Here is a 13,554-nt window from a genome sequence, read left to right as displayed (position 1 = left end):
AATGGCTCAGTTCTTCATTAAACGCCCTATCTTCGCTTGGGTGATCGCGCTGTTCATCATCATGTTTGGTGTGATCGCAATCCCTTCGTTACCCATCTCACGCTATCCCTCGGTGGCACCGCCCTCGGTGTCCGTTTTGGCAAGCTATCCAGGCGCATCGCCAGCAACGATGAGGGACGCAGTGTTGAGTGTTATCGAGCGGGAATTGTCTGGCGTGAAGAACCTGCTCTACTTTGAGTCTTCTGCGGACACCTCCGGTAGCGCGCAGATCTCCATCACCTTCAAGCCGGGTACCAACCCGGAACTTGCACAGGTCGATGTCCAAAACCGGCTCAAATCTGTTGAAGCCAGGCTCCCAGCAGTTGTTCGACAAAACGGACTAAGCGTCGAGTCTGCTACTTCCAGTTTCCTTATGATTATCAGTCTGAAGTCGGATGATGGCCGCTATGACGAGACGGTGCTGAGTGACTACCTGGCCCGTAACGTTGTCGAGGAGCTTCGTCGGATTGAGGGTGTCGGCAAGGTCCAATTGTTCGGCGCTGAACAGGCAATGCGTGTCTGGGTCGACCCGGCGAAGCTGGTCTCCTATGGGCTGACCATGGGTGACGTTTCCAATGCTATCACCCAGCAGAACACGCTTATCGCACCGGGCAGGATCGGCGACGCCCCCACGGTTGATGGGCAGCTTGTCAGCGTGCCGCTGACAATGCAGGGACAGCTGCATACCGCTGAGGATTTTGACAAGGTCGTGCTGCGGGCGAACCAGAATGGCGCCAACTTGCTGCTGCGCGACGTGGCCCGCGTTGAGCTCGGTTCCCAGTCCTATGGTTTTTCGAACCGGGAGAACCGCAAGACCGCGACGGCGATGGCCGTTCAGCTCGCTCCTGGTGCCAATGCTGTAAAGACGGCAGAGGCCGTGCAAGCTCGCCTGCAGGACCTGAAGGCGACGACACCGTCGGGCATGAGCTTTGGTGTACCGTTCAACAGTGCGCCCTTCGTCAAGATATCGATCGAGAAGGTGATTCATACCTTGATCGAAGCGATGGTCCTGGTGTTCCTGGTGATGTACCTGTTCCTGCAGAACGTTCGCTATACCCTAATCCCGGCCATTGTTGTACCCATCGCGCTGCTTGGCACGCTGGCGGTCATGTTGCTGACGGGGTATTCAATCAACGTGCTGACCATGTTCGGCATGGTTCTGGCGATCGGCATCATCGTGGACGATGCCATCGTGGTGGTAGAGAACGTTGAACGCCTGATGGCTACTGAGGGGCTGTCGCCTGAGCAAGCTACGGCAAAGGCGATGAAGGAGATAACCGGTGCCATCATCGGTATCACCTTGGTGTTGACTGCGGTCTTCCTTCCCATGGGTATGGCTAGCGGCTCCGTCGGTGTCATCTACAAGCAGTTCACCTTGTCCCTGGCGGTCGCCATTCTTTTTTCGGCGCTCCTGGCGCTCTCGCTGACACCTGCGCTTAGCGCTACTTTGCTCAGACCGGTTCTGGATGGTCATTACGAACAGCGTGGCTTCTTTGGCTGGTTCAACCGACGCTTCGAGTCATTCGCCAACAGCTACGAGTCCCGCGTCACTGGCATGTTGAAGCGGTCCGGCCGGGTGCTCCTGGTATACGTCGGGTTGATCGCGGTGTTGGCGGTTGCCTGGGCCCAGTTGCCTTCTGCTTTTCTGCCCGAGGAGGACCAAGGCTACTTCATGACCTCGTTTCAGCTGCCGGCAGACGCTACCGCCGAGCGAACCCTGAATGCGGTCAAGACCTATGAGAAGCATATTGCTACACGCCCCGGCATTGAATCCAATATGTCCATCCTCGGCTTTGGCTTTTCGGGCTCCGGCTCCAACGCAGCAATGGCTTACACCGTGCTCAAGGATTGGAAGGACCGGCATGGTACGACCGTTCAGAATGAGCTGACGCGCGCTCAAGCAGCAATGGTCGGGATAACCGAGGGCACCGTCATGTCCCTGATGCCACCTGCGATTGATGAACTTGGCACCTCGTCTGGTTTCACGCTCCAGTTGCAGGATAGGGCCAATAAAGGTTATGCCGCGCTGAAGGCGGCTGAAACTCAACTGCTCACCATGGCTGCCGCCAGCGGTGTGGTTGCGAATGTCTATCCGGATGGCTTGCCTCCCGGTTCCTCGATCCGGCTGGACATTGATCGTCAGAAAGCCGAGGCCTATGGCGTGCCCTTCCAGGTGCTGAGCGAGACGATCTCCACTGCACTGGGCTCACTCTATGTGGGTGACTTCCCAAATGCCGGTCGTATGCAGCAAATCATCATCCAGGCAGATGCCCCCTCCCGCATGCGGCTCGACGATGTCTTGCGACTGCAGGTACGCAATAACAATGGCGGCATGGTCCGTCTCTCAGAAGTAGTCCAGCCGGTTTGGACGGATATGCCGCTCCAGTTGGTTCGTTACCAAGGCATTGCTTCTGTTCGGATATCGGGCTCGGCGGCACCAGGAGTATCGAGTGGTGATGCCATGGCTGAGATGGAAAGGCTGGCTGCGAAGTTGCCTCAGGGTTTTGCCATCGAGTGGACGGGCCAGTCCCTCCAGGAGAAGCAGTCCGCCGCGCAGACCCCGATGCTATTGGCCCTATCGATGCTGGTTGTCTTTCTGGTGCTGGCTGCACTCTATGAGAGCTGGTCCGTCCCCATGTCGGTCATGTTGGTTGTCCCGCTGGGCCTACTGGGTGCCGTTATGGCCGTCATTTTGCGTGGCATGCCGAATGATGTGTATTTCAAGGTAGGCATGATCACGGTGATCGGGCTTTCGGCAAAAAACGCCATCTTGATCGTCGAGTTTGCAAAGCAGCTCCAGGAAGAAGGGATGAGCGCCATCGAGGCTGCGATTGCCTCGGCCAAACTTCGGCTTCGTCCCATCTTGATGACATCGCTGGCATTTGGGCTGGGCGTAGTGCCACTCATGCTCGCTTCTGGCGCCAGTGCCGAAACCCAGCAAGCCATTGGTACCGGTGTTTTCGGCGGCATGTTGAGCGGCACCGCACTGGCGATCTTCTTTGTCCCGGTCTTCTACGTCGTCGTGGTTGAGCTGCAAGGTCGAGTCACGGCCTGGAGACAAAAGCGAAACAATTCCGGCGGCGCTGCGGCGAGCGCTGTTGAGGAGAACTGACATGAGACTGATTGCACTACCACTCCTCCTCGCGCTGAGCGCGTGCGCCATGACGCCGGCACTGGTGAAGCCCGATGCGCCGATTGCAGCGACTTATCCTGTTGCGCTTGGCGCTGGGCGAGAACAGGCCATCGGGGACCTCGGCTGGAAAACCATATTTGCCGACCCACGTCTGCAGCGCCTGATCGAGTTAGCCTTGCTCAACAACCGGGATCTGAAGCTGGCCACCCTGAATGCGGAAGCCGTGCAGTCGCAATATCGTATTGCACGGGCTGCACGGTTGCCCACGGTCGAGGCTGTCGGCTCCGCATCGCGTCAAAGGATTCCCGCGAACAATGAGGCGATGCCCGCTGCCGGTCCGTCAATCCAGAGCCAGGCTGGTGTGAACGTCGGGATCAGTGCGTTTGAGATCGATCTATTCGGGCGGACCAGGGCGGAGTCTGACGCCGCACTGGAGCGCTACCTTGCGAGCGAGGAGGGCAAGCGAGCTGCCCAGATCACCTTGGTTGGCGCAATTGCGGATGCCTACTTTGCTGAGCGAGTGGCGGATGAGCAATTCAGGCTCGCCGAGCAAACGGTGCGCGATTGGCGCGACTCCCTGGAGCTGACACTGCAACTTCAAAAAGCGGCACAAAGCAGCAAGCTCGAAATTGCGCAGGCAGAGGGACAAGTGGCAAGTGCCGAGGCCGATCTGCAAGCCCGGCAACGAAGCCTTGCTAGAGCGAGGAATGCGCTGGCGCTGCTAATAGGTACTGAAATCCCCGCTGGTCTACCTGTGCCGATGGCGCTTGATGAGACTGTAGTCCAAACCAATCTGTCGGCCGGCCTGCCGTCGGAGCTGCTATCCCGCCGTCCGGACATACTGCAGGCGGAGCATAGCCTTGCTGCTGCGAATGCGGATATCGGGGCGGCCAGGGCGGCTTTCTTCCCTCGCCTATCGCTTACCAGTTCGCTGGGCTTTGCCAGTACATCCTTGGGTGGGTTGTTTAGTGGCGATCAGCGAGTCTGGACCTTTGTACCGCAGATAAGCGTGCCGATTTTCAATGCAGGTCGCCTGCGCGGTGAACTGCGGCTGGCCGAGCTGCGGAAGTCGGTTGCCGTGGTTGAGTATGAGCGTGCTATCCAGATCGCCTTCCGAGAGGTGGCGGATGGCCTGGCCGGCCGGGAGACCTACGGACGCCAGGTATTGGCGCAAGCATGGGTCGTAAGGAAGGCGGAACAACGCACCGACCTGGCGACGCAACGATATCGGGCGGGAGTCGATGGTCGCTTGGAGTTGCTGGATTCTCAGCGGAACTTGAGTGCTGCCCGTCAGGCGCTGCTGGAGCTCAGGCGCGAGGAGATCAGCAATGCCATCGCGCTCTACAAATCGCTGGGTGGAGGCCTGCAGGCGAAGGGTTGATCGCTGAGTTCAGGAACGGCCGGGTTTCGTGCTTCGGTCGAGACTGATGAGAATCGGGAGCGGTTCCGAAGGGGGGCTATCAGACAGCCAGGGTGGCGGAAGGCGCTGCGCTTTTCCGCCCTACACGGCAAAGGACTCTCAAATGGCGGTGTTGGCTCTACGTCGTCTGTGGCGCAATGCCCTACGGATTACCGCTGATTTGGGTCAATGAGAGCGAGTAGGGATGCGAGAAAAAAACCGGAGCCGAAGATCCAGAGGAGCAGGTGTGAGATGAAATACGCTACCGGCTGCTTGTCCTTGTAGACCCAGCCGCCAGCTGTATGAATACGGCTCTCATATCGATAGAAGTAGGTGACCGCCAGCAGGAATGCCGATGATGCAAATGTCACGGAGAGCCACCACAGATTGTGAGGCACCCAAGGCACGACGAAGCACAGCACCAGATTGATCAGTGCCAGTAAGGCGCAAAGCTGAGCTGTAGTTTTGAGCATGTTTTGGATGGGCATTTGATAAAAAGCGGCACGCCTGCTGCTGAGGCACATCACTTCACGTCGCGGAACACCTCCGCCACCCAATCCACAAACACCCGTACCCGTGGCGAGAGCTGGCGGTGGTGGGGGTAGAGTATCGAGACCGGCATGGGGGCGGGGCGCCACTGGGCAAGTACTTCGCCTAGCTCGCCCGACGCCAGCTGTGCCGCTACATGGTAGCGGGGCACCTGGATCAAGCCCAGGCCGGCCAGGCAGCAGCGGGCGTAGGCGTCGGCATTGTTGACCGCCGTGCTGCCCTTCATGAGCACCAGTTTGTTCACGCCATCGACCAGGAATTCGAAGGGGAAGGCCTTGCCGGTGACGGTGGAGAAGTAGTTGACCGCGCTGTGCGCCTTGAGGTCGTCCAGGCTCTTGGGCTCGCCATGGCGGGCCAGGTAGTCGCGGCTGGCCACGGTGACTTGCCCCAGGCTGGCAATGCGCTTGCCCACCATGCTGGAATCGCGCAATTCGCCCGCCCGCAGCACGCAGTCCACACCCTCGCGTATCAGGTCCACATTGCGGTCGCCCATGCCGATATCAAGCTCCATGCGCGGGTAGCGGGCGTAGAAATCGGGCAGGCGCGGGATGATGTAGTGGTTGGCGAGGGTAGGCTGCAGGTCCAGCCGCAGCTTGCCCTTGGGGTTGGCGGCCACCTCGCTGAAGACCGATTCGGCCTCTTCCAGATCCGCGAGCAGGCGCACGCAGCGCTGGTAGTAGGCCTCGCCGTCGAGCGTGGTGCTGACGGTACGGGTGGTCCGCTGCAACAGCCGCACCCCCAGGCGCGCCTCCAGCTGCTTGATGGTGTAGGTGACCGTGGCGCGCGGCAGGTTCAGGTCGTCCGCGGCGCGGGTAAAGCTGCCGAGTTCGACGATGCGGGTGAACACCTGCATGGCTTGGTAGCGGTCCATGGCGGCTCTGCGATTGTTGGCGTTGGGCCAATAAATATGCCGAAGCGGACCTGTTTGTCCAATCCGGTCGTAGGCGCTCAGTCGGGCGTGCGCTCTTTCAGCTCACGGTAGTGCTGGGCCTTGTCGGCATCGCCCCGTGCTTCGTAGAGCAGGGCCAGCTCGGTATAGACCTCGGGGTCGGGCTCGCCCGCCGCGGCACAGTCTTTTTCCAGCTGCAACTGCATGGCCAGGGCCTCGTCATCGCGTTTGAGCGCCCGCAGGGTCCAGGCCACCATCCAGCGCGCGATGCGTTTAGCGCCCGCGTTGTCGCCTTGCTCGCGCAAGGTGAGCGCCGCCTGGAATTCGACCAGGGCCTCCTCGTAACGACCTAGCTGGTGCAGGGCATAGCCCTTGTTGTTGCGCAGCGAGGCAGCCCACTTCTGGGCCTTGGGCTGGCTGGAGGTGGTGGCAATTGCCAGCGCTTCATCGGCCCAATGGAGCTGGTCGGCGGGGGCGGTATCGACAAAGGCCAGCATATGCAGGGCGTCGATGGCGAGGTCGTCCAGGCCACCCTTGCGCGCCTCGGCCAGTGCTTGCCGGTACAGCTCGCCGGCCCGCGCCTTGGCTTGCGTCGTTTGCGTAGCGGGCGGGTGGGTGGCAGAGGCATAGGTTCGCCCCAGCTCCAGCGCATAGCGTGTCTTGACCTCGGCACTGGCCGTGGGTAGCTGCGCGGCGAGCGGCGTCAGGATCGCACGGGCCTGCTCGAAGTCCTGGCGCAGGCCGTAGCTGCGGGCGATCTGCGTTTGCAGGATCAGCGCCTGGTCCGGGGTGGCACCGGCCAGGGCGGCGCGTAGGCGCTGCTCGCTCTGTGCCGGTTGGTTGAAGTCCCAAAGGGCGGCCAGGTCCAGGGCCTGAGCTGGTGTGGTGGCGAGCAGGGTAGCGAGGACGGGAGTGAGCATGGTTCAGCGCCTCATTGCGGTGTGGTGGCGGCCGGTGCGGCCTCCACTGCAGGTCGGCAGAGCTGTACGGCTGCCTCGCAGGAATAGAGCGTCTGGTCCGCCGCCGCGAGTGCTGCAGGGCGCTCAGCCTGTGGTCCAAAGCCGGGCAGCAGGTAGAGCATGACCACGCGTATGCCATTGGCGCGGCCGTGCAGGTTGGCGGCGGTGGTCGCCAGCCGTTCGCGGTCGGCTGTCGGGTCCACGCTGACCAGGAAGACCGTGGAGATCAGCTCGGGCTTGTCACTCTCGGCCGGCGGTGCGGCCAGGTCCTCCAGCGAGATGTGGCGGGCATCCACCTGCTGGGCGCGCAGCACGCGCACCATCAGCTCGGCGGCCAGCTCGTCAAAGCGGTTGCCTACGCCGATGGCGAGCACCACCGAGCCGGGCGGCACATCCAGCGAGCCCTGCCACTGGCCGACCTGCTGCTCGCGCCGGGCGCGCAGTTGGCGGCCCAGGGTCATGTCGTCCAGTACCGAGATGCGTGTGCCGCGTCGCCACCAGGGGCTGGGGCCTTCCAGGGCGATCAGCACGGCGGCGATGGCGCTGCCGACCTTGAGCTGTTCCTCGCGGCTGATGGCCTCTTCCACAAAGTCTTCGCGGGCAATATGCATGGCCGGGATCAGGACTTCGTCGCAATAGGCGGCCAGCGGCTTGCGCTTGAGAAAGCGCCGTGCGGCGTCGATGATCTCTTCGGCATCGCCCGATAGTGCGCGCTGGTAGAAGCTCTCCTGCATGGTGAGCGCCGGTACCTCGCCCAGCAGCACCTCCAGGAAGTTGAGCGCGGGGATATAGCGGCCGGCCACCACCAGGCAAAGCGTGAGCGGCGTGGAGAGCAGGAGCCCGACCGGGCCCCAGATCCAGCTCCAGAATATGGCCGCCACCACCACCGAGAGTGGCGAGAGCCCGGTGGTATGGCCGTAGAGCTGCGGTTCCACCACCTGGGCAATGACGAACTCGATGACGAAGAAGAGGGCGATGGTGGCAATCGCCAGGCCCCAGCCGGGTGACACGGCCGCAGCCAGAAGCGTGGCGCAGATTGCAGCGATCCAGATGCCCACATAGGGCACGAAGCGCAAGAGGGCGGCGGTGGTACCCCACAGCAGGGCTTGCGGCAGGCCAGCCAGCGCCAGGCCCGCCCAGAGCAGGAGGCCTACCAGCACATTGACCGCGAACTGCGAGACAAAGAAGCGCGACAAGCGCTCGCCGGCGTCGTTGACCGCCAGGGTGGTGGCACGCAGATTGCCACCGCCTATGAGGCGGATAAAGCGGTCGCGCAGGGCCTCGTGTTCCAGCAGGACGAAGACCAGCACGATGAATACCACACCGGCCGTCTCCAAGGGGCCAAGTACCGAGGCCGCCACCCGGCTCACCAGCTCGATGGGCTTGGGCTCGGGTTCGTGTACTTCGACCGGGATGGGTTGGCTGGCCGGGCTGTCGGCCAGTTCGGCGCCAACCTCGCTAGGGGCTGCCGTGCTGCCGTGCGAGAGCTTGCCGACCAGCCGGTCGGCCTGGCCGGTGATGGCGCCAAGCTTGCCCAGGGTGAGTTCGTCCAGGGTCTGCAGCTTGCTGCGTATGGTGTCTTCGTACTGCGGCAGGCTGGCACCCATGCGGACGATCTGGCTGCCCAGGCCTACGCCCACCAGGCCGATGCCGAGCGTGAGCAGCACCACCGAGACGGTGACCGAGCCGGTATGCCCCAGCCCCAGCCGGCGCAACCTGCGCACCAGCGGCGCGACCAGGAGGCTGAGGATGACGGCCAGGGTGATGGGGATGAGTACGTCGCGACCCAGGTAGAGCAGGGCCAGGACGATGGCGGTGCCGACGAGCTTGCCGAGCTGGTTGGTGGCGGCGGTGAGGGTTTTCGATCCCAATTCTGGCTCCTGGTGGCGGCGGGTGCGGCGCGATACAAGGCCGGCACGCATGGCCCGCCGATTGTACGGCGGCACACCGCTCTGCGACACCGGCATGCGGAAACGGTGCGTAGATGATGCAGCCGCGCCGCGGCTGCCCTACTATCCAGCTGAGCGCCACCCAGATCCATCATGAGCCAAGCCCAAGCACGTACCTTTCCCCATCTGATTGCCTGCGAGCACTGCGACCGAGTCTACCGCCGCGTGCCGCTGGGGCCACGCGAGGTAGCCCGCTGCGAGGCCTGCCAGGCGGTACTGTATCGGGCCGAACGGCTCAATCTGGACCAATGGCTGGCGCTGACCTTGACGGCCGCCATTGCCTTCGTGCTGGCCAATGTCTACCCGGTGATCGAGATCAGCCTGCGCGGCCTGCATGGCGAGACGACGCTATGGCAGGCTGCCATGGCGCTGGCGCAGGGCGATGCCGCCCCCATCGCAGTGCCGGCGGTGTTGACGGTGATCGTGGTGCCCTTTTTGCAACTGGCACTGCTGGGCTGGGTGCTGCTGTTCGCCCGTCTCGGCCGCCGCGCGCCGGGCTTTGCCAGTGCCATGCGGGCGCTCAATGCCTTGCGACCCTGGAGCATGGTCGAGGTTTGCCTGGTGGGTACGCTGGTGGCCCTGGTCAAGTTGTCGAGCTACCTCTCGGTGGTGACCGGGGTGGGCATCTGGGCCATGGCGGCGCTGACCCTGCTCCTGGTGGTGATCGCCAACCGCGACACCCACTGGCTATGGGAGATCGGTTCGGAGGCCGGTGCCGAGGTCGGCACCGCGGCCGGTCAGGCGCCGCAACCATGAGCGGCGCGCCCTATGCCCGCAACCTTGGTGTGGTGAGCTGCATGGCCTGCGGCATGGTCTGCGCCGATGAAGAAGCCGCCTGCGACAACCTGAGCTGTCCGCGCTGCCATTCCGCACTGTGCCGCCGCCGGCCCAATAGTGTCGGCCGCGCCGCCGCCTTCCTGCTGGCGGGCATGATCTGCTACCTGCCCGCCAACCTCCTGCCGGTGATGTATACCAGCCGCTTTGGCCGTGGCAACGAGAGCACCATCCTGAGCGGGGTGCTGGAATTCTGGCACGACGGTGCCTGGGATATTGCGCTCCTGATCTTTGTCGCCAGCGTGGCTGTGCCGTGTACCAAGTTCCTGGCCATGAGCCTCTTGCTCTATACCGGCCAGCGCCGCAGCACCTGGGCCATGGTGGAGCGGGCGCGGCTATACCGGCTGGTGGAGCTGATCGGCTACTGGTCCATGCTGGACGTGCTGGTCGTCGCCCTGGTGGCGGCGCTGGTACAGTTCAAGAGCCTGAGCTATGCCGAACCACGGGTCGGCATCCTGTTCTTTGGCCTGGTGGTGATCTTCACCATGCTATCCACTTTGAGTTTTGATCCCCGCCTGATCTGGGACGGCGAGACACCCGATGAGCGACACACCTGATCCACACCTAGATATCCCCCCGCCGCAGCGCCGCCTGGGACGGCGCGGCTGGCACCTCTCGCCGGTCTGGCTGGTGCCCTTGATCGCCGGCCTGGTCGGCGTCTCGATGCTGGTCCATACCTGGCTCTCGGCCGGGCCCAAGGTCACTATCAGCTTCCAGAGCGCGGTGGGCTTGGAGGCCGGTAAGACGGCGGTGAAGTACAAGAACGTGGTGGTTGGCCATGTGCAGGGGCTACGGCTGAGCCCGGACCATGCCCAGGTGCTGGTGACCGTGGCGCTGAACAAGGAGGCCGAGGACCTGGCCCGCTCCGATACCCGCTTCTGGGTGGTACGGCCGCGCATCGGCGTGGGCGGTATTTCCGGGGTGGAGACGGTGCTCTCGGGCGCCTATATCGAGGCGGATTCCGGCGACAAGGGCGAGGCAACCCGCAACTTCACCGGTCTGGAGAGCCCACCCACGGTGCTGCGCGGCACGCCGGGCAGAGCCTTTGTGCTGCATGCCGAGGATATCGGCTCGCTCGATATCGGCTCGCCGGTCTACTACCGCCGCATTCCGGTTGGGCAGGTGGCTTCCTACCAGCTCGATGAAGATGGCAAGGGCGTGACCCTGCAGGTCTTTGTCTACGCCCCGCACGACAAATTGGTGAACCAGGCGACCCGCTTCTGGAATGCCAGCGGGTTGGATGTCTCGCTCAGTACCGACGGCTTCAAGTTCAATGCCCAGTCAGTGGCCACCGTGCTGGCCGGCGGGGTGGCCTTCTCCACGCCAAGCGAGCGCGAGGCTGCGCCGGCGAACGACCAGACCCGTTTTGTGCTGGCACGCGACGAGCGCACCGCCCTGGCCCGGCTGGATGGCCCGCCGCTCGACCTGCGCATGCGCTTTGACCAGTCCCTGCACGGCCTGGCGCCCGATGCGGTGGTGGAGTTCATGGGCATCAATGTGGGCCAGGTGACCGGCGTGCGGGTGGACTACGACCCGGACAAGCATCGCTTCCCGGTGGTGGTGGACGTCCGGGTCTACCCCAGCCGGCTGGGCGCGGCGCACGACAAGGTGGTGGCTCGCCATGGCGATAGCCCCGCGCAGACCGCGCAGTTCATGGCCGGCATGGTGGCACGTGGCCTGCGGGCCCAGGTACGGCCGGGCAATCTGCTCTCCGGCCAGCTTTATGTGGCCATGGATTTTATCCCCGATGCGCCCAAGGCCGATTTCGATCCCAAGGCCCAGCCACTGGTACTGCCCACGGTGCGCAGCAGCCTGGAGCAGCTGCAGTCGCAGCTTGCCAGCATCGCCGGCAAGATAGACCGCATTCCCTTCGATGCGCTGGGCCAGCACCTCGATGGCGATCTACAGGAGCTCGACAAGACCCTCAAGCAGCTCAATGGCCAGGTGCTGCCGCAAGCCACCCATACCTTGCAGGAGGCACAGCGTACCTTCCATACCGCCAATGGTGCCTTGGGTGAGGATGCGCCGCTGCAGCAGAACCTGGGCCAGACCCTGCAGGAGCTGCAACGCAGCGCCCGCTCGCTGCGCACGCTGACCGACATGCTGGGCCGCCATCCTGAGGCCTTGATACGCGGCCGGCCGAACGAGCCGGCACCGCCGCCGGCCATGCCTCCCGTGGTACCGGCGGTCGTGCCGAGCGAGGAGGGCAAATGATGAACACCATCACCTTGCGCGCAGCGGGCCTGGGCATCTTATGCCTGATGGCGGGCTGCACCTCCACGCCCTTGCGCTACTACACCCTGCAACCACCGCCGGCCAGCCCGTTGGTGGTTGCGCCACCGGCCTACCAGTTCCAGCTCTTGCCGGTCACGGTGCCGGCCGCGGTGGACCGCGAGGAGCGGGTGGTGCGGCAAGACCTGAGCAGCCTTGCGGTGCTGGAAGGCGAGCGCTGGGCCGCTCCCTTGGGCGAGGAGGTCCGTGCCATGCTGGCGGCCGACGTGGCGCGCCGGCTGGGCACGCCCAACCTCGATGCCCTGCCGCGTGGCGCCGGCCAGCCCTTGGTTCGCGCCAGGCTGGTGCTACAGCGCTTTGATGTATGGCCGGGGGGCCAGGCGGCGATCGAGGCGGGCTGGACCTTGAGCCGTGCCGACGCAAGCGAACAAGCCAAGCAGCAGTGCACGGCCGAATTCAGCCGCGCGGCACCGCTCGATGGCGAAGGCCAGGTTGCCGCGTTGCAGACCTTGCTGGCCCAGCTCTCGGCCCGGCTGGCGGCGAGTGTGCAGGCCTATGCGGCGGGGCAGGCTGGCTGCGGCTGATTACCTCACCGCACCACGCAGTAGGGCGAGCCAGCGGCTCGCCCTTATTTGTTCCAACCGTGGTCTGTTTCAATGAGCCACGCTTGGGGTCAGCAAGTCGGCGATGCCGATGCGCTCGGCAAAGTCGATACGTACCTGCTCGGCCAGTGCCGTGACCTCCTCGGCGCCATCCCCTACAAAGTCGATCACGCTGCGCATGGGTCGCCGGCCTTGCGGCAGACCGACGATGCGCGAGACTTCGTCGGCCACCGCCTGCGGGTCGGCATGCTCGGGGGTGAGGGCGCTCAGGCGGGCGCCGACCTGGTCCATCAGGCCGTCGTAGCGGGCATAGCCGGCCGCGGTGATGGCATCGGCCGGCTTGCCAGCGCTGGGAAAGTGATCGGTGCCGCGGGTAAAGGCACCGGGTACAACGATGCTGGTCTCGATGCCAAAGCGTGCCAGTTCGTAGGCATAGCTCACCGCCAGGCTATCCATGGCCGCCTTGGCGGCAGCGTAAGGGCCCAGAAAGGGCGGAAAGCCACCGCGCACGGTAGTGGAACTGATCCACAGCACAAGGCCTGCCTCCTGCTTGCGCATGATCGGCAGTACCGCGCGGTTGACCCGTTGGGTGCCCAGGAAGTTGGTGTCGAAGACCTTGCTGATCTCCTCCGGCGTATAGGCCTCGGCCGGGCCCACCACCAGATGGCCGGCGTTGTGCATGACCACATCGAGCCGGCCCTGCTCGGCCAGGATGCTGGCGACGGCAGCGTCGGCCGAGGCTTGCGAGAGCACGTCGAGCTCGACGATATGGATATTGCGGGAGGTGGCCTTGAGTTCGGCTGCCTTGGCGGCGTTGCGGCCGTGAATATCGCGCAGGCTGGCGTAGACGGTGTGGCCGGCCTGGGCCAGTGCCAGGGCGCTGAGTTTGCCAATGCCGGTGCCTGCGCCGGTGACGAGGACGATGGATTTCATGGTGCTTCCTTTCGAATCGTGTGAGCCGATGCCGCA

General features: G+C 63.8%; 11 protein-coding genes. 6 read left to right on the top strand and 5 right to left on the bottom strand.

Annotated features, from left to right (window positions below):
• The first annotated feature begins 1 nt into the window (after nucleotide 1).
• Nucleotides 2-3,151 carry a multidrug efflux RND transporter permease subunit gene (locus tag VIM95_RS18985; RefSeq protein ID WP_331988872.1) on the top strand — a complete coding sequence of 1,050 codons (3,150 nt, stop codon included), beginning with the start codon at nucleotides 2-4 and terminating at the stop codon, nucleotides 3,149-3,151.
• 1 nt (nucleotide 3,152) lies between these two features.
• On the top strand, nucleotides 3,153-4,553 hold the full coding sequence (locus VIM95_RS18980) for an efflux transporter outer membrane subunit (protein WP_331988870.1): 1,401 nt from the start codon (nucleotides 3,153-3,155) through the stop codon (nucleotides 4,551-4,553).
• A 188-nt stretch (nucleotides 4,554-4,741) separates the two neighbouring features.
• Here VIM95_RS18980 and VIM95_RS18975 read toward each other — a convergent pair whose 3' ends face one another.
• From VIM95_RS18975 to VIM95_RS18960, 4 genes are all read right to left on the bottom strand, one after another.
• Complete coding sequence (locus VIM95_RS18975; RefSeq protein WP_331988868.1) at nucleotides 4,742-5,059, bottom strand: hypothetical protein; 318 nt, start codon at nucleotides 5,057-5,059, stop codon at nucleotides 4,742-4,744.
• A gap of 35 nt (nucleotides 5,060-5,094) precedes the next feature.
• Nucleotides 5,095-5,991: a LysR family transcriptional regulator gene (locus VIM95_RS18970; RefSeq protein ID WP_331988866.1), complete on the bottom strand. Its 897-nt coding sequence runs from the start codon at nucleotides 5,989-5,991 to the stop codon at nucleotides 5,095-5,097.
• A 77-nt stretch (nucleotides 5,992-6,068) separates the two neighbouring features.
• The gene (locus VIM95_RS18965) at nucleotides 6,069-6,929 is read right to left on the bottom strand and encodes a tetratricopeptide repeat protein (protein WP_331988864.1); all 861 of its coding nucleotides are present in this window, start codon (nucleotides 6,927-6,929) and stop codon (nucleotides 6,069-6,071) included.
• An 11-nt stretch (nucleotides 6,930-6,940) separates the two neighbouring features.
• Nucleotides 6,941-8,839 (bottom strand): AI-2E family transporter, encoded by a 1,899-nt coding sequence (locus tag VIM95_RS18960; RefSeq protein WP_331988862.1) that lies wholly within the window; start codon nucleotides 8,837-8,839, stop codon nucleotides 6,941-6,943.
• 171 nt (nucleotides 8,840-9,010) lie between these two features.
• Here VIM95_RS18960 and VIM95_RS18955 point away from each other — a divergent pair, with 171 nt between their 5' ends.
• The 4 genes from VIM95_RS18955 to VIM95_RS18940 are packed head-to-tail and all read left to right on the top strand — an operon-like array spanning nucleotide 9,011 to nucleotide 12,567.
• Complete coding sequence (locus tag VIM95_RS18955; RefSeq protein ID WP_331988860.1) at nucleotides 9,011-9,673, top strand: paraquat-inducible protein A; 663 nt, start codon at nucleotides 9,011-9,013, stop codon at nucleotides 9,671-9,673.
• Complete coding sequence (locus VIM95_RS18950; protein ID WP_331988858.1) at nucleotides 9,670-10,308, top strand: paraquat-inducible protein A; 639 nt, start codon at nucleotides 9,670-9,672, stop codon at nucleotides 10,306-10,308. Before VIM95_RS18955 ends, VIM95_RS18950 begins: the two co-directional genes overlap by 4 nt.
• Nucleotides 10,292-11,965: an intermembrane transport protein PqiB gene (locus VIM95_RS18945; protein ID WP_331988856.1), complete on the top strand. Its 1,674-nt coding sequence runs from the start codon at nucleotides 10,292-10,294 to the stop codon at nucleotides 11,963-11,965. The genes VIM95_RS18950 and VIM95_RS18945 overlap by 17 nt, the downstream gene beginning before the upstream one ends.
• Nucleotides 11,962-12,567 (top strand): PqiC family protein, encoded by a 606-nt coding sequence (locus VIM95_RS18940; protein WP_331988854.1) that lies wholly within the window; start codon nucleotides 11,962-11,964, stop codon nucleotides 12,565-12,567. The genes VIM95_RS18945 and VIM95_RS18940 overlap by 4 nt, the downstream gene beginning before the upstream one ends.
• Nucleotides 12,568-12,636: 69 nt before the next feature.
• On the opposite strand, the gene VIM95_RS18935 is transcribed toward VIM95_RS18940, so the two are convergent.
• Entirely contained in the window at nucleotides 12,637-13,518 is an 882-nt protein-coding gene (locus VIM95_RS18935) for an SDR family oxidoreductase (protein ID WP_331988852.1), read from the bottom strand.
• Nucleotides 13,519-13,554: the final 36 nt, after the last annotated feature.

Source organism: Chitinimonas sp. (assembly GCF_036568685.1).
GTDB lineage: Bacteria > Pseudomonadota > Gammaproteobacteria > Burkholderiales > Chitinimonadaceae > Chitinimonas.
The sequence above is the reverse complement of the archived record's forward strand: the minus strand, read 5'-3'. Positions and strand labels throughout refer to the sequence as shown.

Excerpts from the sequence above, each read along its gene's own strand:
- VIM95_RS18950 (WP_331988858.1), top strand. The coding sequence starts at position 9,670 with ATGAGCGGCGCGCCCTATGCCCGCAACCTTGGTGTGGTGAGCTGCATG.
- VIM95_RS18985 (WP_331988872.1), top strand. The coding sequence starts at position 2 with ATGGCTCAGTTCTTCATTAAACGCCCTATCTTCGCTTGGGTGATCGCG.
- VIM95_RS18940 (WP_331988854.1), top strand. The coding sequence starts at position 11,962 with ATGATGAACACCATCACCTTGCGCGCAGCGGGCCTGGGCATCTTATGC.
- VIM95_RS18955 (WP_331988860.1), top strand. The coding sequence starts at position 9,011 with ATGAGCCAAGCCCAAGCACGTACCTTTCCCCATCTGATTGCCTGCGAG.
- VIM95_RS18935 (WP_331988852.1), bottom strand. The coding sequence starts at position 13,518 with ATGAAATCCATCGTCCTCGTCACCGGCGCAGGCACCGGCATTGGCAAA.
- VIM95_RS18965 (WP_331988864.1), bottom strand. The coding sequence starts at position 6,929 with ATGCTCACTCCCGTCCTCGCTACCCTGCTCGCCACCACACCAGCTCAG.
- VIM95_RS18970 (WP_331988866.1), bottom strand. The coding sequence starts at position 5,991 with ATGGACCGCTACCAAGCCATGCAGGTGTTCACCCGCATCGTCGAACTC.
- VIM95_RS18980 (WP_331988870.1), top strand. The coding sequence starts at position 3,153 with ATGAGACTGATTGCACTACCACTCCTCCTCGCGCTGAGCGCGTGCGCC.
- VIM95_RS18975 (WP_331988868.1), bottom strand. The coding sequence starts at position 5,059 with ATGCCCATCCAAAACATGCTCAAAACTACAGCTCAGCTTTGCGCCTTA.
- VIM95_RS18945 (WP_331988856.1), top strand. The coding sequence starts at position 10,292 with ATGAGCGACACACCTGATCCACACCTAGATATCCCCCCGCCGCAGCGC.